At 63.8% G+C, this 19,173-nt stretch carries 19 protein-coding genes and 1 tRNA gene; 8 read left to right on the top strand and 12 right to left on the bottom strand.

All coding sequences use genetic code 11. The features are described from left to right. Positions 1 to 5: 5 nt before the first annotated feature. Positions 6 to 596, top strand: a complete 591-nt coding sequence (locus ACZ1JY_RS00440; protein WP_465129995.1) for a YceI family protein — start codon at positions 6 to 8, stop codon at positions 594 to 596. A 10-nt stretch (positions 597 to 606) separates the two neighbouring features. Here the strand turns inward: ACZ1JY_RS00440 and rbfA are convergent, their stop codons facing one another. The 6 genes from rbfA to rimP form a co-directional block, all read right to left on the bottom strand. Continuing rightward, a complete protein-coding gene (gene rbfA / locus ACZ1JY_RS00435) occupies positions 607 to 999 on the bottom strand; it encodes a 30S ribosome-binding factor RbfA (RefSeq protein WP_465129994.1) in 393 nt (130 codons plus the stop codon). Positions 1,000 to 1,001: 2 nt separating this feature from the next. Further along, positions 1,002 to 1,538 carry a DUF1697 domain-containing protein gene (locus ACZ1JY_RS00430; protein ID WP_465129993.1) on the bottom strand — a complete coding sequence of 179 codons (537 nt, stop codon included), beginning with the start codon at positions 1,536 to 1,538 and terminating at the stop codon, positions 1,002 to 1,004. 430 nt (positions 1,539 to 1,968) lie between these two features. Beyond that, a complete protein-coding gene (gene infB / locus ACZ1JY_RS00425; RefSeq protein ID WP_465129992.1) occupies positions 1,969 to 4,563 on the bottom strand; it encodes a translation initiation factor IF-2 in 2,595 nt (864 codons plus the stop codon). A gap of 5 nt (positions 4,564 to 4,568) precedes the next feature. Continuing rightward, positions 4,569 to 5,303 carry a DUF448 domain-containing protein gene (locus ACZ1JY_RS00420; protein ID WP_465129991.1) on the bottom strand — a complete coding sequence of 245 codons (735 nt, stop codon included), beginning with the start codon at positions 5,301 to 5,303 and terminating at the stop codon, positions 4,569 to 4,571. Beyond that, entirely contained in the window at positions 5,284 to 6,936 is a 1,653-nt protein-coding gene (gene nusA, locus ACZ1JY_RS00415; RefSeq protein ID WP_465129990.1) for a transcription termination factor NusA, read from the bottom strand. Before nusA ends, ACZ1JY_RS00420 begins: the two co-directional genes overlap by 20 nt. A 3-nt stretch (positions 6,937 to 6,939) precedes the next feature. Beyond that, positions 6,940 to 7,500, bottom strand: coding sequence for a ribosome maturation protein RimP (gene rimP, locus ACZ1JY_RS00410; RefSeq protein ID WP_168902649.1), 561 nt, complete (start codon positions 7,498 to 7,500; stop codon positions 6,940 to 6,942). Between the two features lie 341 nt (positions 7,501 to 7,841). On the opposite strand from rimP, the gene ACZ1JY_RS00405 reads away from it, so the two are divergent. Both ACZ1JY_RS00405 and ACZ1JY_RS00400 read left to right on the top strand, forming a co-directional pair. Next, complete coding sequence (locus ACZ1JY_RS00405) at positions 7,842 to 7,973, top strand: hypothetical protein (protein ID WP_255418790.1); 132 nt, start codon at positions 7,842 to 7,844, stop codon at positions 7,971 to 7,973. Further along, a complete protein-coding gene (locus ACZ1JY_RS00400; RefSeq protein ID WP_465129989.1) occupies positions 7,973 to 8,197 on the top strand; it encodes a PspC domain-containing protein in 225 nt (74 codons plus the stop codon). Before ACZ1JY_RS00405 ends, ACZ1JY_RS00400 begins: the two co-directional genes overlap by 1 nt. A 97-nt stretch (positions 8,198 to 8,294) precedes the next feature. Here ACZ1JY_RS00400 and ACZ1JY_RS00395 read toward each other — a convergent pair whose 3' ends face one another. Beyond that, positions 8,295 to 9,020, bottom strand: coding sequence for a queuosine precursor transporter (locus ACZ1JY_RS00395; RefSeq protein ID WP_465129988.1), 726 nt, complete (start codon positions 9,018 to 9,020; stop codon positions 8,295 to 8,297). Positions 9,021 to 9,080: 60 nt separating this feature from the next. Between ACZ1JY_RS00395 and ACZ1JY_RS00390 the strand changes: the two genes are divergently transcribed. Together ACZ1JY_RS00390 and ACZ1JY_RS00385 are read left to right on the top strand one after the other, a co-directional pair. After that, a tRNA-Arg gene (locus tag ACZ1JY_RS00390) sits at positions 9,081 to 9,157 on the top strand. Positions 9,158 to 9,486: 329 nt separating this feature from the next. Next, entirely contained in the window at positions 9,487 to 9,942 is a 456-nt protein-coding gene (locus ACZ1JY_RS00385) for a DUF6766 family protein (protein WP_465129987.1), read from the top strand. Between the two features lie 3 nt (positions 9,943 to 9,945). Here ACZ1JY_RS00385 and ACZ1JY_RS00380 read toward each other — a convergent pair whose 3' ends face one another. From ACZ1JY_RS00380 to ACZ1JY_RS00370, 3 genes are read right to left on the bottom strand one after another with little or no spacing between them, the layout of a single operon-like run. Beyond that, positions 9,946 to 11,115: a zinc-dependent alcohol dehydrogenase gene (locus ACZ1JY_RS00380; RefSeq protein ID WP_465129986.1), complete on the bottom strand. Its 1,170-nt coding sequence runs from the start codon at positions 11,113 to 11,115 to the stop codon at positions 9,946 to 9,948. Continuing rightward, the gene (locus ACZ1JY_RS00375) at positions 11,115 to 11,813 is read right to left on the bottom strand and encodes an SRPBCC family protein (RefSeq protein ID WP_465129985.1); all 699 of its coding nucleotides are present in this window, start codon (positions 11,811 to 11,813) and stop codon (positions 11,115 to 11,117) included. Before ACZ1JY_RS00375 ends, ACZ1JY_RS00380 begins: the two co-directional genes overlap by 1 nt. Further along, positions 11,810 to 12,439 carry a Crp/Fnr family transcriptional regulator gene (locus ACZ1JY_RS00370; RefSeq protein ID WP_465129984.1) on the bottom strand — a complete coding sequence of 210 codons (630 nt, stop codon included), beginning with the start codon at positions 12,437 to 12,439 and terminating at the stop codon, positions 11,810 to 11,812. Before ACZ1JY_RS00370 ends, ACZ1JY_RS00375 begins: the two co-directional genes overlap by 4 nt. A 257-nt stretch (positions 12,440 to 12,696) precedes the next feature. On the opposite strand from ACZ1JY_RS00370, the gene ACZ1JY_RS00365 reads away from it, so the two are divergent. Both ACZ1JY_RS00365 and ACZ1JY_RS00360 read left to right on the top strand, forming a co-directional pair. Beyond that, positions 12,697 to 14,373 carry a hemerythrin domain-containing protein gene (locus ACZ1JY_RS00365; RefSeq protein WP_465129983.1) on the top strand — a complete coding sequence of 559 codons (1,677 nt, stop codon included), beginning with the start codon at positions 12,697 to 12,699 and terminating at the stop codon, positions 14,371 to 14,373. A 124-nt stretch (positions 14,374 to 14,497) separates the two neighbouring features. Further along, positions 14,498 to 15,115 carry a DUF4142 domain-containing protein gene (locus tag ACZ1JY_RS00360; RefSeq protein WP_465129982.1) on the top strand — a complete coding sequence of 206 codons (618 nt, stop codon included), beginning with the start codon at positions 14,498 to 14,500 and terminating at the stop codon, positions 15,113 to 15,115. A 26-nt stretch (positions 15,116 to 15,141) separates the two neighbouring features. On the opposite strand, the gene ACZ1JY_RS00355 is transcribed toward ACZ1JY_RS00360, so the two are convergent. Further along, positions 15,142 to 15,753, bottom strand: coding sequence for a Crp/Fnr family transcriptional regulator (locus tag ACZ1JY_RS00355; RefSeq protein WP_465129981.1), 612 nt, complete (start codon positions 15,751 to 15,753; stop codon positions 15,142 to 15,144). Between the two features lie 103 nt (positions 15,754 to 15,856). Continuing rightward, the gene (locus ACZ1JY_RS00350; protein WP_465129980.1) at positions 15,857 to 18,073 is read right to left on the bottom strand and encodes a hypothetical protein; all 2,217 of its coding nucleotides are present in this window, start codon (positions 18,071 to 18,073) and stop codon (positions 15,857 to 15,859) included. A gap of 486 nt (positions 18,074 to 18,559) precedes the next feature. Here ACZ1JY_RS00350 and ACZ1JY_RS00345 point away from each other — a divergent pair, with 486 nt between their 5' ends. After that, positions 18,560 to 19,012, top strand: a complete 453-nt coding sequence (locus tag ACZ1JY_RS00345; RefSeq protein ID WP_465129979.1) for a hypothetical protein — start codon at positions 18,560 to 18,562, stop codon at positions 19,010 to 19,012. Positions 19,013 to 19,173: the final 161 nt, after the last annotated feature.

The following is a 19,173-nucleotide window of genomic DNA, read 5'->3' as shown; positions in this document are numbered from 1 at the left end:
GACCAATGCGCAGGAAAACTCGACAGACAATCGGCGCCCTGGCCCTCGCCGCCTCGATCCTTGCGCTGGGCGGCAATACACCGCCGCAGAAGTTGCGCTATCGCATCGACGCCCAGCACAGCGACGTCCACGCCCGTGTCGGCTTTTTCGGCATCGCCAGCAAGACCGCCCGCTTTCCGGCCATCAGCGGCGGCATCGAACTCGACCCCGCGCATCTGGAAAGCGTGAAGCTCGATGTCACGCTTGATGCAACCGCGCTCGAAGCCGGGGATTCCGTCACGCTCAAGCGCCTCAAGGGCCCGGACTTTTTCGATGTAGAGCATCACCCGCAGGTGCGCTTCGTCGGCCGTTCGATGACGATGACCGGGCCTGTTACCGCCGTGGTCAGCGGCGATCTTACCGCCAAGGGCGTCACCCGCCCCACAACTCTCGCTGTCAGCTTCACCGCGCCGCCCGCCAAAGCCAGCGGCCGCGAGGCGATCCGCCTGTCAGGCCGCGCCAGGATCAACCGCACCGAATTCGGGATGACCGCTTATCGCCTGATCGTCGCCAAGAACGTGACCATCAGCATCGATACGCAGATGGTGCCGGCTTAGTCCTCCCGGCTCAATCCTCGAGGTCGCGCAGCACCTTGGGATCGGACAGCAACTGCTCGATCCGGCTTGCCTCGTCAAAGCTCTCGTCCGGCAGAAACTTGAGCTTGGCGGCGTACTTCAGCCGCAACCGCTGCGCCACTTCGCGCTGGAAATACGCCGTATTGGTCCGCAGCGCCTTGAGCACGACCTCCTCGTCCTTGCCCAGCAAGGCCTTCACAAACACCGTGGCGTGACGCAGATCGGGCGACATGCGCACTTCCGTAACCGAAACGGAGTGCGCGGAAAGCACGTCGTCATGCACTTCCTGCCGCGTCAGCAGCTCCGACAGGATATGGCGCACCTGCTCCCCCACCTTGAGCAAGCGGACGGAACGGGTTTCGGGGGTGGTCTGAAACTTGGCCAATTCTAACTCATCTTCGAAAGGATGCGCGCGATCGAGCGCACGTTGCGGGCGGTGCCCCGGCAACCGAGACGGCGCTCGATAAAGGCGCTCGTCAGCTTGCTTTCGGCAACGCTGCTTACAAAATCGATATAGATGCTGCGCTCGCCAATTGCCAGTTTCTCAAGCCCGCGCATGGCCTGGTCCGCTGCCAGCTTGTCGAACGCGGCTTGATCGGGCTGGCGTTCGAGGAACAGGGTGTGGACCAGATTGTCCTTGCCGATCCCGGTGAACGGATTTTCCTCCACGGCTTGTGCAATCGCCGCCCGATCGCGCACCGCAACAAAGCTCTTGATGTCGAACCGCTCGAGCATGACGTGCGCGAACAAGTCCTCCAGACCATCAAGCGGACGCTCGTCATAATCGAACAGCAGGTTGCCGCTGGCGACCACCGTCTCCAGCCCGGTCAGCCCTTCCCGCTCGAACGCCCAGCGCAGATCCGCCATCGTCACGCGATTGCCGCCGACGTTGATCGATCCGAACAGGGCAACATAGCGGGTCATGGCAGGGGGCCGTTCTTGCAATTCTGGGCAGATGTGTTATGCAAGGAAGATCACGACGGTTGAAATCTTCAGTTTCACCATCCCGGAGCCCGGACGCTGCTACGTTCGGGCTCTTTTCGTATCAGGGGTGCTGCTGCTACAGCACCCCCTCACTGGCTTTACTTGCGGCCAAGCTCGATGAGCTTGATCACCAGTCCGACGAGCCCCACGATCAACGTGGCCACGCCAAGAACCAGAATCACGACTGTATCTATCTTCAAAAACATCACCTTCCCTTCTGTCGCCAGTAGCGACCTCGGAAAGACGTTCTTGGGACAAGTCCAGTGTGACTCTAGTCCTCTGCGGCAAAGCTGTTGACCAGCGAGACTGCCGCCGAAATGGCAGGACGCCCCGCCGCCCCTGAAGGCGGAGGGAGCATCCCCTTACATCATCAAAGCGTGCGGTCGCGCATCTCGACTTCGAAGACTTCCAGCTGATCGCCAGCCTTGATGTCGTTCGTGTCCTGCAGCAGCACGCCGCATTCCAGGCCTGCGCGGACTTCGGCAACGTCGTCCTTGAAGCGGCGGAGCGAGGCGATGGTCGTGCGGCTGACGATGACGTCGTTGCGCGTGAGGCGCGCATGCAGCCCCTTGCGGATGACGCCCTCGACCACGAGCAGACCGGCTGCCTTGTCCTTCTTGCCCGCCGGGAAGACTTCCTTGACCTCGGCACGGCCCACGACCGTTTCGATCGCCTCCGGACCCAGCTCGCCCGCCATTTCCGAACGGATGTCGTCGGTCAGCTGATAGATCACGTCGAAGTACTTCATCCGCACCTTGTTGCGCTCGATCAGCTCGCGCGCCTTGGCGTTGGGACGGACGTTGAAGCCCACGATCGGCGCACCGCTGGCCTGCGCCAGGTTGACGTCGCCTTCGGTGATCGCACCAACGCCGGATTGCAGGATGCGCACCTTGATCTCGTCGGTCGAGATCTTGTTGAGCGCATTGACGATCGCTTCGACCGACCCTTGCACGTCGGCACGGACCACCAGCGGGTACTCGATGACCGTGTTCTTCGCGGCGAGCGCGGAGAACATGTTCTCGAGGCTGGCAGGCGCCTGCACGGTACGCTTGGCGGTCGCACGTTCCTGACGGTACGCGGCCACTTCGCGGGCCCGGGCCTCGCTTTCCACCACGGTCAGCGTGTCGCCGGCCATCGGCACGCCGCCGATGCCGAGCACTTCGACCGGCAGCGACGGACCCGCCGCCTTCACCTGACGGCCCTTGTCGTCGAGCATCGCGCGGACGCGGCCCGACTGGGTGCCGACCACGAGGATGTCGCCGACCTTGAGCGTGCCGCGGTTGACCAGCACGGTCGCCAGCGGACCCTTGCCCTTGTCGAGCTTGGCCTCGATCACGGTGGCTTCTGCCGCACGATCGGGGTTGGCCTTGAGTTCGAGCAGTTCGGCCTGCAGCAGGATCTTCTCGATCAGGTCATCCAGGCCCGCACCGGACTTGGCCGAAACTTCCACGTCCTGCACGTCGCCCGACATCGCCTCGACGATGATCTCGTGCTCGAGCAGGCGCTCGCGGATCTTCTGCGGGTTGAACTCGGGTTTGTCGGACTTGGTGATCGCCACGATCATCGGCACGCCGGCCGCCTTGGTGTGGTTGATCGCCTCGATCGTCTGCGGCATCAGCCCGTCGTCACCGGCAACAACCAGAATGACGATGTCGGTGACGTTCGCACCGCGCATGCGCATTTCGGTGAAGGCTTCGTGGCCCGGGGTGTCGAGGAAGGTGATGAACTCACCGCCCTTGGTCTTGATCTGGTAGGCGCCGATGTGCTGCGTGATGCCGCCGGCCTCGCCGCGCACCACGTCGGTCCCGCGCAGCGCATCAAGCAACGAGGTCTTGCCGTGGTCGACGTGGCCCATGATCGTCACCACCGGAGGACGCGGCTGCAACGTGTCCTCGGCGTCGACGTCAGCCGCGGTATCGATGTCGGCATCGCTGTCGCTCACGCGCTGGATGTTGTGACCGAATTCGGTGACCAGCAGTTCGGCGGTGTCCTGGTCGATGGTCTGGTTGATGGTGACCATCATGCCCATCTTGAACAGTGCCTTGACCAGGTCCGCAGCCTTCTCGGCCATGCGGTTTGCCAGCTCCTGCACCGTGATCGCATCAGGCACGACCACATCGCGAACCTGCTTCTCGCGCGGCTGTGACTGGCCGGCGAAGTGCGCACGACGTTCCTTTTCACGCGCACGCTTGAGCGCGGCGAGCGAACGGGCGCGTGCGCCTTCGTCCTCGTTCAGTGCGCGCGTGACAGTCAGCTTGCCGCCACGGCGGTCTTCAGTCTTGCGATCGCGCGGGTTGGCGGCGGGCTTCTTCGCAGCAGGCTCGGGCCGCTTGACCGGAACCGGCGAAGCAACCGGCGTGAACCGGCGCGGTGCCGGGATTACCGGTGCGGCTTCCTCCGCCTTCGGCTCAGCAGCCTTGGCTTCGACCGGAGCGGGCGCGGCTTCCGGCTGCTTGGCCACTTCAGGCGTCGCGACTGGCGCAGGCGCGGGTGCAGGCGCAGTTTCGGGTTCAGGGGTCGGCTCTGCCACAGGTTCGGGCGCGGGCGCGGCTTCGGCCTTGGCCTTTTCCTCGGCGCGGCGACGCTCTTCCTCGATCGCCTTCAGCTTCTCTTCCTGCTCGCGGCGGTTCGCAGCTTCGAGCGCGGCGAGGCGGGCTTCCTCGGCTTCGCGCAGCAGGCGGGCCTGCATTTCCTGGCGGGTTTCGCGGCTGGCCGAGGGCGGCGGAGGCGGCGGCGGCGGTGGTGGCGGCGGCGCTACCGGCGCAGCAGCAGGTGCCGGTGCAGCAGGCGCAGCAACAGGAGCGGCCTCGCCGGGCCGGCCCATCAGCTTGCGCCGCTTCACTTCGACCACCACCTTGTTGGTGCGACCATGGCTGAAGGTCTGCTTGACCTCTCCCGCCTCCACCGAGGTCTTCAGACCCAGCGGCCTACGGCCCAGTGTCGGCTTCTTGTCGCTATCGCTCATCGAACTCATTCGCCCTTCGTATCAATATCGTCGTTCGCCACCGCACCCGTCCCGGATTCGGTGGCTTCAGTCTCGTTTCCGAGAAAATGTATCAGGCGCTGCAGCGGCGCTTGCAGCCTTGCGGCGGCAGCGGGGTCGGTCAGCGCGACGTGAACGACGTTGTCGCGGCCCAATGCCACAGACAGCGCCGCTCGGTCCAGCGGCAAGATCACACCTTTCATCCCCGAACCCTCGGCGCCTTCGCCCACCCGCCAGGCTTGCGCCAGCTTGTTGGGACCATCGGTGCCGGCGTCCGAGGCATGGCCGAGGAACGTCACCGCCCCTGCCCTGCAGCCTTGCGCAATCTTCTCCGTGCCCAGCAGCACATTGCCCGCCCGCAGCTCGATGCCGAGCCGGTCGGTCACCAGACGACGCAGCGCCTGTTCGATGCGGGATGGCAGATCGGCCGGGATGGACAGCGGTGCACCTTTGAAGGCACGCGCCAGCGCTCCCTTAAGTTTGCCATTGGCAACAGCTTTTTCAAGGGCTTGCCGGTCCACGCCGATCCAGGCGCCGCGCCCGGGGGCACGCGCCATCACGTCGGGCAGCACGTCGCCGTCGGGCGAGATGGCAAGACGCGTCAATTCATGCCGCGCATCATGGCGCCCGGTCAGCACGCACTTGCGCTCCGGCGAGGCCTTCCCCGCCGGTGCAGTGCCGGAGATGTCGGAGCTTAGCGGCTCATTGTGAGGAATCCGCATCGGCGGCCTCCTCAGCTACTGGTTTGTCGTCGAACCCCGGCTCGTCTTCAAACCAATGCGCACGCGCGGCCATGATGATCTCGTTGCCCTGTTCTTCGCTCAGGCCATACTCGCCCAGCACGCCACCCTTGTCCTCGACGCGCTCGGGGCGATCGCTCTTCTCGCGCGGACCCTTGTCGTTGCGACGGCGCTGCTCGGCGCGCTTCTTGGCAATGAGCTCGTCGGTGGCAAGGTCGGCCAGATCGTCGAGGGTCTTGATGCCGGCCTTGCCGAGCGTGACGAGCATCGCTTCGGTCAGGTGCGGCAATTCGGCCAGCGCATCTTCGACGCCAAGGCCACGGCGCTGTTCGCGCAGGGCTTCCTCGCGGCGCTCGATCGCCTCGGCAGCGCGGCTCTGGAGTTCTTCCGCCAGCTCTTCGTCGAAGCCTTCGATCGTCGCCAGTTCGCTGGTCTCGATGTAGGCGACTTCTTCCAGCTCGGTGAAGCCTTCGGCCACCAGCAGCTGCGACAGCGTCTCGTCGACGTCGAGTTCTTCCTCGAACATCTTCGAACGCTCGGCGAATTCCTTCTGGCGCTTCTCCGAAGCTTCCGCCTCGGTCATGATGTCGATCGCCGAACCGGTCAGCGACGAGGCCAGGCGCACGTTCTGACCGCGACGGCCGATAGCGAGCGACAGCTGGTCATCGGGCACGACGACTTCGATGCGGCTCTCTTCCTCGTCGATCACCACGCGGCTGACCGTAGCGGGCTGCAGCGCGTTGACCACGAAGGTCGCGGTGTCCTCGCTCCACGGAATGATGTCGATCTTTTCGCCCTGCAGTTCCTGCACGACGGCCTGGACGCGGCTGCCCTTCATGCCGACGCAGGCGCCGACCGGGTCAATGCTCGAGTCGCGGCTGATCACGCCGATCTTGGCGCGCGAGCCCGGATCGCGGGCAGCGGCCTTGATCTCGATGATGCCGTCGTAGATCTCGGGCACTTCCTGCGCGAAGAGCTTCTTCATGAACTCTGGGTGCGCGCGGCTGAGGAAGATCTGCGGCCCGCGGTTCTGGCGCTCGACCTTCATGATCAGCGCACGGACACGCTCGCCCACGCGCGGCACTTCGCGCGGGATCTGCTGGTCGCGGCGGATCACGCCCTCGGCGCGGCCGAGGTTGACGATGACGTGGCCGAATTCGACCGACTTGATCACGCCGGTGATAACTTCGCCGGCGCGGTCCTTGAACTCGTCGTACTGGCGGTCACGCTCGGCATCGCGGACCTTCTGGAAGATCACCTGCTTGGCCGACTGCGCGTCGATGCGGCCGAGGTCCACCGGCGGCAGCGGATCGACGATGAAATCGCCGATGGCCGCGCCCGGCTGCAGCTTCTCGGCAGCCTTCAGGTCAACCTGCTTGAAGTAGTCCTCGACCACCTCGACCACTTCCACCACGCGCCACAGGCGCAGGTCGCCGGTGCGCGGATCGAGCTTGGCGCGAATGTCGTTCTCGGCGCCATAACGGTTGCGCGCGGACTTCTGGATTGCCTCTTCCATCGCCTCGATGACGACCGACTTGTCGATCATCTTCTCGGTGGCGACCGCGTTGGCGATCGCAAGCAGTTCGGCGCGGTTGGCGGAAATCGCACTGGCCATGGGTCAGTCTTCCTGTTCTTCGAGAATTTCGTCCGCACCGCTGGTATCCAGCGGCCGGGAAGCGGCGATAAGTTTGTCCGTCAGGATCAGCTTGGCATTGGCGACGAGAGCAAACGGCACCTCGAACACCACGCCATCGTCCTCGATCGAGATGGTCTGAGTTTCAGCATCGAAGCCCGTGAGATCGCCGCGGAAACGCTTGCGCTCCCCCAGCAACTCGGAAAGCTCGATGCGAGCCTCCTGCCCGACCCACGCGGCAAAGTCCTTGGGCCGGGTCAACGGACGGTCGATCCCCGGCGAGGAAACCTCGAGCCGGTAGGCATCTTCCAGCAGCACTTCGCCCGCCTCTTCCAGTTCGTCGAACCGGTCAGAGATGCGATTCGAAAGCGCCGCACAGTCCTCGATCACCAGCTGGCCGGTCTCTGGACGCTCGGCCATGACCTGGAGCGTATGCTCCTCGTCACCGATCTCGCCGCCCTTGAAATAGCGCACGCGCACGAGATCGAAGCCCAGGGCCTTGGCCTCCGGTTCGATAACTTCCGCAATCCGTGCGATATCCGCCATGCAATCTCCAATGAGCCGAACAGCGAAAGCGGGATCGTGCCGGTGCCCGGTGGCACCAGCCTGACCTTGCTTTCACAATGTCGGGATGAGGCGCAGATAGGCCCGGTTGCGCGAAAAAGCAAGCTGCAAAGCACGTCAGCCGAAGAGGCCAGGACCAGACCAATCTCACGCTCGCCAATTAATGGGGAATTTCACCACTGTTTAGCAGCGGGAAAGACGCCAAAACTACGACCCGAGCCCTGAAACCGCAGAAATTCGCCATTCCTGCAGTTTGGCACGCCCCATGCAGTGCTGTTTGCATAAGCCACAACGGCTTCACCAGTTACCATGAGGACAAGATCATGACCGCCCTGACCAACCGCATCGCCGCAGCCGCCACCGCTTTCGCGCTCAGCCTCGCGCTGATCGCCGGCACTGTGCACACCCCCGTCAACACCACTTCGGCACCCGCCGCCATGCAGGAGATGATCTGATGAGCCAGCTTCGCTTCGACGACTCGGCCCCCCGCCCGATCGAGCCCTCGCGCGGCTTCCGCCTCGACAAGGTCCACGGCAAGATCATGGGCGTCTGCTCGGGGATCGCCAACTACTTCAAGGTCGACGTCACGCTGGTCCGCGTCGCCTTCGCGCTCGGCACCCTGCTCGGCTTCGGCTCGGCAGTGCTGGTCTACCTGCTGATTGGCCTGATTGCCGATTAAGCACCTTCTTGCGGGCCAACCTTCCAGTCCCTGCCCCCGCAAGCCGCCCCGCCTCTCCCGCCCCCGGAGAGGTGGGGCCTTTTGCGCCTGAGCTGGCCTAAACCTGCGGAGCCTTGGCAAATGGCGAGAAGTCGGTGTCCGTATCATAGACATCCGCCCCTTCGCGCCGCTTCAGCCAGCCTACCACGGCATAAGTCACCGGCGTCAGCACCGCTTCCCACACCACCTTCATCAGCCAGTTGGTGACCATCACCGTCAGCACCTGGCTCGTCGTCCAGATGCCAAGGAACGCGATCGGATAGAACAGCAGGCTGTCCACCGCCTGCCCGAACACGGTCGAACCGATCGTGCGCGTCCACAGCATCTTGCCGCCGGTCAGCACCTTCATCCGCGCCAGCACGAACGAATTGACGAACTCGCCCGCCCAGAACGCCGTTACCGACGCGAGCACGATCCGCCAGGTCGATCCGAACACGCTTTCATAGGCGGCCTGCCCGTCCCAGCCTGGCGCGGGCGGCATCGCCACCACCACGAAGCTCATGAACGCCATGAACACCAACGCGAAGAACCCCATCCACACGCAGCGCCGCGCGTTGGCATAGCCATAGACCTCGGTCAGCACGTCGCCGATCACGTAGGACACCGGGAAGAACAGGATGCCCGCGCCGAACGTGAACCCGCCGACCTGCGCCAGCTTCGCTGCCCCGATCAGGTTCGACAGCAGCAGGATCGCCACGAACGAGGCCATGACATAGTCGAAATAGCGGAAATGGCGGCGCGCGCTGGTGGTGCCGTCGATTCTCGAAATCTGGGGATCGCTCATGGACGCACCTGCTAACGCGGTTTGCACGATCCGCAAAGCATGCTTAAGGAACCCCGGCGCGCGCCCGTAGCTCATCTGGATAGAGCGCGAGACTTCTAATCTTGAGGCAGCAGGTTCGAGTCCTGCCGGGCGCGCCACTTCCGAACAAAAGAGAGAACGCCTTCCGCTGAATCGTCGGATGCGGCGCTAGCCGTTCTCGCCAGCACGGACTTTGAGCCGCAAATCACGATACGGCCGCCGTTCACGTCGACTTCGTCGAGCAAGAGCCTTGCTTACGCCTGGCGCAGCTCAGGCTCTCCCCGGTGCACTTGCTTGATCAGCAACATGCCCTGCCTTCTGACCTTTTCATGGAAGGCTGGCTGTTAGGTTCCGCTTTTTTATCGCATTTTCAGATGCTTGGAACCGGTATGACGAGTCACCGGTTTCGTCCGGCAGAGTACCACCGCTTTAGCAACGGAGCGCAGCGATGCCGCAAAGCCGCAAAGAGGATCAGGCGTCCCGACACGGGATATGGGGCAAGTACGCTTACGGCTGGATTACACTGGCATTCTTCCTGGGTTCGCTAGCGCTCCACTGGTGGTTCGGCTGGCGGGCCTATGTCGACGAGACGCAGACGCACGGACAGGTACCGGAGTGGAGCGCCTATCTCGACGAGATGCTACGCGATACTTTCGAGAATTGGCAGTCTGAGTTCCTGCAATTGATGTGGCAGGTCATCGGGCTGGCCTACTTTCTGTATGTCGGCTCGCCCACATCGAAGGAAAACGATGATCGCATGGAAGCGAAGATCGATGCCCTGATACGGTTGCAGGCGGGCGAACACGCCGATGCCTTGCTCCAGGGAATCGACGACAGGTATCTGCGTCACCACGGGCACTCCCGCCCCCACGCACACGAGCAGGAGCGCCCGGGCCAACCCTGACCGTCAGGGTTTCAGCACGACCTTGGTCCAGCTATCCTGTTGGGACTTGAAGTTCCGATAGCCCGAGGCCGCTTCCTCCAGCGGCAGGCGGTGGCTTATCAGGAACGTGGTGTCGAGCGTGCCCTCCTCGATCCGCGCCAGCAGATCCTTCATGTAACGCTGCACGTGGGTCTGCCCGGTGCGCAGCTGCAGCCCCTTTTCCATAAGCGCGCCGAGCGGAAACTTGTCGGCCAGGCCGCCATAGACCCCCGGCACGGATACGCGCCCGCCCTTGCGGACGGCCAGCAGCGCCTGACGCAGCGCAGCGGCCCGGTCGGCGCCGATACCGATCTTCTGCTTGGCGATATCGAAGATGTTGTCGATCGCAAAACCGTGCGCTTCCATACCCACCGCATCGATCACGGCATCGACACCGAGGCCGCCTGACATGTCCATCAGTGCCTCGAGCACGTTGGTCTCGCGGAAGTTGATGATATCGGCACCAAGGCTGCGGGCCAGTTCCAGCCGGTGGGGATAATGGTCTATTGCAATGACCCGGGCCGCGCCCATGGCCAGCGCGGATTGCACCGCAAACAGGCCAACCGGACCACATCCCCAGATGGCGACGGTATCGTCGGGTTCGATCTGGGCGTTCTCCGCCGCCATCCATCCCGTCGGCAGGATGTCCGACAGGAACAGGACCTGCTCGTCCTCCAGATGGTCGGGCACGACGATCGGGCCGACATCGGAAAAGGGCACGCGGACATACTCCGCCTGGCCGCCTGAATAGCCGCCGGTCATGTGCGAATAGCCGAAGATGCCTGACGTCGCGTGGCCATAGGCCTTTTCCGCCAGATCCTGTTTTTCGGCCGGGTTCGAATTGTCACAGGCCGAAAATTCCGCACGATTGCAATGGAAACAGCGGCCGCAGCTGATGGTGAAGGGCACCACCACGCGCTGGCCTTTGGTCAGCGTGCTGAGCGGCCCTGTTTCCACCACTTCGCCCATGAACTCGTGGCCCAGAATGTCGCCGGGCATCACCCCCGGGATGACGCCGTCATACAGATGGAGATCGGAACCGCATATCGCCGTAGAGGTGACACGGATGATCGCGTCGCGCGGATTGATGATCTCGGGATCGTCGACGGTGTCAACACGGACGTCCTGCGTGCCGTGAAAGGTCAATGCGCGCATCATGCGTTCTCCGCTGGAGTGGAAGCTTCGTGCTGTTCCTCGCGCGCCTGCCTGGCAGCGCGGGTCTGGTCCTTGCGTCTCGCCGATGTCGCTATCTCTCCTGCTTCCATCAGCATCTTGAACCGGCGCAGGTCGCGGCGCGCCTGAATTTCAGGCTCCCGTCCCTGCATCTTGGCGAACAGTCGCCCCAGTTCACCGGCGGGTGGTTTGTAGGCGATGCGCACACTGACCCGCGTTCCCCGCTCGCCCGGCGCATCCTCGAACGTGACGCGCCCTTCGGTATCGATTTCCGACCCCTCAACCGAGCGCCACGCGATCAGTTCGCCCGGTTCCTCGCGCGCGATCACCGTTTCGATCGCGACGCTCCGTCCTGCGGGCGCGCGGATCGTCCAGACATTGTGCCCGTCCTCGCCGACCGGACGCACATCCTCGACGTTCTCCATGAACCGGGCGAGATTTGCAAAGTCGCGCCAGAACGCGAACAATTCCTCGCGCGGACGGTCAATGGTCACGCTGCGGCCGCTCACCGCATAGCTGCCGAAGGAACGCCGCGCGGCATATCCCGGCGCAGAGTCTCCGCTCACGTCACGAGGACGACGTCTTGCCCCGAGCACCAGCCCGATGCCTGCAGCGATCGCCGTCGTCATGGCCACAGCCGCCAATGCCTGGCGGCCCGAGGGTGGTTCGTGCCTGTTCATCCTTGTTCTCCTTGCTTTTCGGCCGATGTATCGTGCTGGTTGAGGCGACCCATGTACGTGGATGCCAGCAGGCTTCTGCCGCGCAGATAAACGCACCCCTGTTCAGCCAGCCGGTGCAACACGCGGTTCACGTGGACGGGCGTCAGCCCGACGATGTCGGCAATCTCGCGCTGGGTCAGCGGGATCACGACCTTGTCCTCATCACTGCCCAGCCTGTCGCGCAGGTCGGCCAGAAGCTCAACGATGCGTTCGGTGGCATTCTTGCGGCCAAGGCGGGTAATCCATTGCGCCTGCCGGTCCATCGTCTGGACCATTTCGCGAAGGACACTCCTGACACCGCCCTCGCCAGGGCCGTCGATCTCGCCAAGTGGTATCGGCCGCGCCGTCAGACGGGTCAGGGCCATTACCGGCAACCGGGCTTGACCAGACAGGAGCCAGTGCGGCTCGCAATAGTCCCCTGGTAGGTAGAGCGCCGTGATCTGGCGCCGACCGTCGCGCAGCAACACGTAGCGGCACGCCCACCCATCCTTGATGCAGTATATGCAGTCAGATCGGTCCCCGCCCCGGGCAAGATGTTCGTATCGCCTGAACTGTCTCCAAGGCGCTTCCGATATTCGCCTGTGCATGGGCTGGCATCCGATCGTGCTGCACCCGCTCACAACGTCATGAACGACTGATGCAGGACTAACCCATTCAGTTAGAAAGGTTTTCCGCGTTTGAGGCGTACCGTGGACAGCGCGCGCCGATCTGCTCGCCGCAAGTGTGGCCCATGCGGCAGCCTTTGAATCAACCAGGTTAGCGCCGAGGATCGATCGGGTTGGGTAAGGCCTTTTCCCGAAGCGATCCGGCGCTGCAGCCGGGCATAGAGAGAGGAGGCCATCCCATGGCATCACAGGCTGGCGCCAAGCCAAACGAAGAGGCCGCAGGACAGACGGCGACTACCAGATCGGGCAGTTCACCCATGCACGACGAAGAGGCGCGCGGTGACACCAATGCCCAAAGATCAACCAACACCGCTGCCGACGCCAATGTCGGCCCCAATGCTGGCCCAAATGCTGGCCCAAATGCTGGCAAGGCTACGGAGCGGCAGGCCCGCAAGGCGCCCGGCAAGCAAGGCGCAGCCAAGGCTGGGGCGCAAAAGACTGGGGCAGGAAAGGCAAACGACCCGGATCGAAGCGCGATTGCAAGCCTCAAGGCGGACCATCGCAAGGCTGAACAGCTCTTCGCCCGCTTCGAGAAGGCTGGCGACGAGGAAAAGCAGACACTCATCGAGGAGGTCTGCAAGGCGCTGACCCTGCACACGATGCTGGAAGAGGAAATCTTCTACCCGGCGTGTCGGGACAGTCTCGAAGAGGACGATCCGCTGAACGAGGCGCAGGTCGAACATGACAGCGCCAAGCTGCTCATCGCCGATCTCATGAACCTGCGTGAGGACGATCCCTTCCGGGATGCCAAGGTCAAGGTGCTGGCCGAACAGGTCAAGCACCACGTCGGGGAGGAAGAGAGCGGCAAGGACAGCATCTTTGCCAAGGCCCAGGCGCAAGGGGTGGACACACCTGAACTGGCGGAACGGCTGAAGCGACGCCGTGCCGAGCTCGAACAGCGCGATCGTCTCCCCGGTGGAGAGCCGGTCGCGATCAACCTTCAATCAATGGAAAACCAAAGAGAGGAATACGAAATGGCCAGTTATCAACAGCGCGGGCAGGAACGCGATGATCAGGGTCGCTTTGCCAGAGGCGGTTCAGGAGGTCGCGACGGCCGGAACGGTTCCGACGATGACCGCGGTTCTCGCCGCGACGGCGGCTCGGGCCGCGAACGCGACGAGGATGGACGCTTTACCAGCTCGCGCAACGGCGGCGGATCGGACCGGGGCCGCAACGATGACGACCGCGACTATGGGCGCGGCGACGGACGCAACGGTAGCGGACGTAACGGTGGCGGACGCGGTGATGACGACGGGCGCGGCTGGTACGGGGATTCCCGTGGCCACTCCGAAGCAGCCCGCCGTGGCTGGGAGGATCGCGGTTCCTCGCGCTCGTCGCGCGATGACGACGATGACCGTCGCGGTTATTCCTCGCGCGGCACCAGCCGTGACGATGACGACGATCGCGGCGGACGGCGCCAGGGCGGCAATGGCCGTGGAAATGGTGGCGGCAACGACGGGCGCGGCTGGTATGGCGATTCCCGCGGTCATTCCGAAGCCGCGCGCCGAGGCTGGGACAACCCCGATCACGGCGACAGCGGCTGGTACGGGGATTCGCGCGGCCATTCCGAAGCGGCACGCCGCGGCTGGGACAATCCCGATCATGGTCGCAGCGGCTGGTTCGGCGATTCCGAAGGACACTCCGAAGCTTCGCGCAGGGGTTGGGAAGATCGCGGATCGGGGCGCTCGTCGCGAGGCCGTGACGACGATGACCGCGGCTCTTCCCGTTCCTATCGCGGGCGGGACGATGACGACGATGATCGCGGTCGCGGCAGGAGCGGCGGCCACGGCGGCTGGTTCGGGGATTCCCGTGGGCATTCCGAAGCCGCTCGCCGGGGTTGGGACAACCGGAACTGACCTCTGAGCTTGAACGAACAATGTCGGGGGGCCGGGCGCACAAGCCCGGCCCCTACCACTCTGCCCGCGCTCACTAACAACGAACGACAGGCCCCGGGACCTGCAGGAACAGGAGAACCATGCCATGCCCCGATTTCCCAAAGGTACAAGCCGCATCGCAATCGGCCTCGCGCTCGCCGCCGCCCTTGGTGCGTGCAACGCGCCCGATGGCGATGATGGCGCTGCTACCGGTCCGGCAACCGACGCCGCCGACGACAGTGCTGCAGCCACGGCGACAGCCGGCACCGGCGCTGCTGCCGGAGAGGCCCTCCCCCTCACCGGTCAGGCCTTTGTCGATGCGGCCTCGGCCAGCGACCAGTTCGAACTGGAGAGCGCCCGCATCGTCCAGTCCAAGGGGATCACCGGCGATCTGCGCGACTTTGCGCAGATGATGATCCGCGACCACACTGCTTCATCGAACGCGCTCCAGGCAGCGGCAAGCAAGGTTCAGGGCGTTCAGCTACGGGAGGCCCCCCTTCTCACCGCAGCGCAGCAGAGCCAGCTCGACCAGCTCAAGGCTGCCACCGGCGATTCAGCTCCCGCTCTTTACATCCGGCAGCAACTGGAAGCGCACGAGAAGGCCTATGCCATGCTGACGAGATATGCCAGCAGCGGGGACTCCAAACCGTTGATGGACTTCGCCGCCAAGACCGCACCGGTCGTCCAGAAGCACTTGGGCGATGTCCGGAAAATGCAGCCCTGAGGATGGCCAGGAGTCGCTCTTTTCCGCTACTGGATTGATACTGGATCGGGTGCCCTGGTCGGGCGCTGTGCGGCCTCAGCGTCCGCCGCACTTGCAATGAGCGGCGTGACGAACAGGCTTCTGCCTTGCTGAACGACAAAGCCTTTATCGGCCAGGCGGTGAAGGATCCGGTTGACGTGGACCGGCGTCAGGCCAACCACGTCGGCAATCTCGATCTGGTTTAGAGAGATGAGCGTCGGCACGCCCCTCGAACCAAGCCGCTCATGGAGATCGGCCAGCAGCTCGAGCATGCGTTCGGTCGCATTCTTCCGCCCGAGGCGGACAAGCCATTGGGTCTGTCTTTCCAGGTTGCGAACGATCCCCGAGAGAACCTGCTTCACCCCTTCCTGGTCCTGCCGGTAGAGCAGGTCGATCGAGATCGGTTCAGCCGCCAGGCGCGTCAGGGCCATGATCGGCGCGCTGGCCTCTCTCGTGATCAGCCATTGCGGCTCACAATAGTCTCCCGGCAGATACAGGTCGGTGATCTGCCGCCGTCCATCTGCAAGAACGTCATAGCGACAGGCCCAACCGTCCTTGATGCGATAGATCTCCGCGCGCTGATCTCCCACTCTGGCAAGATGAGAGCCCCTGTTGAACATGCGAGGCCCCGCGGGCTGCCTTGTCTGTGCCATGCCTGTCAAGTTCCCCGGGGCTGCGGAATCGGCGGGAAGGCACCTGCTCCGGCGTTGCGCGCAGCCTTCGTCATCGTCCATTCTCGTTCCATGCCAGGAGGAGTGAGGCATCGGCGGGCAAGCGCGCTTCAAGGCGACCGTCCTGCAGTTCGAACGGCAGGGTCTGGCAATCGGACGTGGTCAGGCGCGGTTCGATGCTATTGAGCGGCCTTCCATCCTCCATCACCAGCGCCAGCCGCGCTTCGGTCCCGGCCGGGCCATCGATGCGCATGCTGATGGTGGTCGCGTCGATCTTGTGAACGGCACGGACGAACACGTCGCACCAGATCAGGAAGGGAACGCCGTCGATCCGGCGAAAGCTGCGCGTGGTGTAGATCAGCGCCGCACCACTGCCGTAAATCTCCTGGCCGACCTGCCCGGCCGGCTGGCCGTCGGGATAGAGGTCCTCCAGCGGGAAGTTCAGCCGGCACAGGATATAGCCGTTGCGGATGTCTTCCTTGGCCACGCCCTGTTCCGGCAAGGCATCGGGATAGTAGAACCACGCCCGGTCGAGCGCGTGGCGGCAATATTCCGACAGCAACAGACGCACAGATGGAATCAGGTCCGGCCCGCCGTAATCGAGATAGCGCTCGAAGGCGGAGTAGCTGTCGAAGCATTCGTAGGCGGCCATGTAGGGCGCATCCTGCAGGCACGTCACGCCCAGGAAATTGCGCCAGTGCCGCGCCATGCCGATGTCGCTGTTCCAGATCTGCGCATTGTGGAAGAAGCTGGCGAGATAGACGTAGCTCTGCTTGAGGAAGTCCTTTCGGTCTGTAATGCGCCACAGCCGCACGCAAGCCGCTGCACCCCACGCCGTGAGATTGGCCTGGTAGTTTAGATCGAAGCGCATGCCCTTGGCCGCTTCGATCGCAGCGATGGCCTCGTCAAGAAACCGACGCTCGAGCGTCAGCTCGAAAGCCTGCAGCATGACCCAGGCATAGATGCCGCCCACGTCGGTCTGGCCGCGCTGGTCAGCCTCGGCCACGTCCTGGATCACCGAGAAATCGCGCATGTCGTAAAGGATCGGCCACTTGTACTTGAAGTGGTGCGCAGCCTTGATGCCGTAGTCGATCGTGGCGAGGAAAAGCTCGCGCGCCTGCTCGTTGCCGGCGATGGCAAGGTTGGCGAGGTTGAGCATGGGGTGATAGAGATACCAGCTGTCGACCGCGTTGGCGTCCTTGTCCTTGCCGACGTTGGGCAGGTAGCGCCGCAGGGTCTTGAGGTCCTTGTCGTGGAAGCCCTCGATCCCGGCCATGATCTCGCGCACCAGCGGGTGCTTCACGCCTTTCCACCGCCCCCAGTCGTCCAGCGACGAGGCAATCGCCAGCTGGACCATCACGTCCGGGTATTCGCTGGCGGTGTAGGGGTGGAAGTAGACATGGCCGAAGTGCTCGATCCGCGCTTCCGGGGCGTGCATGAGGTCCTGCACGGTGGCTTCGGCGCGCAGTGGCCAGTGCCGGAAATCGGCCTCGGGCGGTGAAAGCAAAGGGTAGATGCCGCCGATCATGTCGAGAAACTGCCAGGCAGAATCCCCCTCCTCCGCCTGCGGATAGGCGCGAACGGCAAGGACCGTGTCGTAAAGCATGATCGGCTTGCCCGCAGGGAGGTCGGCGTGCCCCGTTTCCGGATTGAGCGGCGGGGAATACCCGAGTTCGGGCAGATCGGCCTGCACGGCATTTTCCGGCTTCGATCCGGTCGCGTTGAAGTAGGGATTGAGCGCGGTGAGGTTCTGCACATACAGGACCTTGCCGAAGTCTGCATTGCCAAGCGTGAAATAGAGCAGGGCAGTGTTGAGCTTGCGCTGCTGCGCCTCGACCGTGACACCTGCGGGGTCAGGAAGGCCCGCCGCATCAAACGGCACGATGTCGCGCGGCAATTTGCCGACGCGGAACGGAACCGCCGGCGTGTAGCAATACTGTGCGCGAAACTGTTCGAGACCGAAGGAATTCGCTGTCACGCGCAAGGTGGCTTGCCCGGCAGGACCGCGCCATTCGACCGACGCTATCGCGCCATCGGCTGGAAGAACCCGCGCCACTGCATCACTGGCGAACACGGGAAAGCGCAGTGCCAGGCCACCACTGCCTTCGCGCCGCAGCATTACCCATAGCGCTTCGGGCGTGAACTTGACTTCGACCGAAAGGCCTCCGTGCTCGGCGTGCGCCAGCAAGCGTCCCTCGCCTGGGGCCAGCACGCTCTGCGCCGCCGCCAGCTCCGTGGTCAAAAGGGAGGCGCCGTCATCTCGTGCCATCGTGATCGTTCCGTTGCTGGTTCAGCCGGATGAACGCCCCGAACAAGGCAAGGTTTCCCTTTTGGGCAGGTCAACCCATTGGAACGATTTGCAAAAGCGATGAACCGAAAATCAAGTTGATCTCGCGTGAAGGCGCGGACAAGGGCGGGGCGTGACGCCGCTCTGCGAGCGCAACCATTGCACAAGATGGCGCAAAAAGACTGGCACGACGGAGTAGAGACAAAATTCGTTGCTATTCCGGCGTCAGCGCGAGGCGCCCTCGACCGGATGCGGCCGCGCGATGAGGCGGCTCGCTTTCAACTGTTCAGCAAATCCGGCAACGGGCCAGACTTTTCGCGGGAAATTCCCCGAATTCGTTGCGTCTGCGCGACCAGCATTGGTCCAGCAGACGCGCACGAACCGTCCGCTTGCCGCGCGTGTCAAAGTCGGCAAACTCACCAACCCCGTGATTGACGAAGCTTGAGCAGCGCGCCAGAGGTGCAGGCCATGGACTTTCTCCCCATTCTCAAGCGCGAGAGACGGGTCAGCACTGCGATCAATGTCGTGCTGAGCGCCGCATTCTTCCTGCTGGTCTTCGGCACCCGCAGCCGCGAATTTAGCATGGCCGCGCCCGACAACTTCGCGCTTGATTTCCTGGCGCAGGCTGCGGCCATCTCTGTCATGGCCGCGCTTGTGCCAGCACTGCTGCTGCGCAAGGTCTTGCGCAAAGGCGGCGCGCAGAGCCTGCCGACGACCGCCGCGATTATCGGGCAAGCCGGGCAAATGCTGCTAGGCGGGCTGGTGATCGCAGGGCTGTTGGCTGCACTGTGCCTGCTGGGCCCGGTCGCCAGCCTGAGCTGGACGGCCGCCTTGGCCATCAAGCTCGCGTTCGGCGGACTGCTGGGCTTTGCCGTTACCCACCTGACGCTCAAGCGCCTTTTCGCATCGCGGCCCGTTTGACATCCTAGCCTGACCTGTCAGCCATCGGCCATTCCTTTCTGCAACATCCCCCCCGACCTGCAATTGAACGCAGTCCATTGCTGAGACGCCCGAACACGCCGGAACCCCGCCGCAAGGGATTGCCCTTTGATGCGACTGGAAAAGCGCCTCGGGTTCATGAA

This window comes from Novosphingobium sp. BL-A-41-Hi4B-X5A (assembly GCF_055521705.1).
The sequence above is the reverse complement of the archived record's forward strand: the minus strand, read 5'-3'. Positions and strand labels throughout refer to the sequence as shown.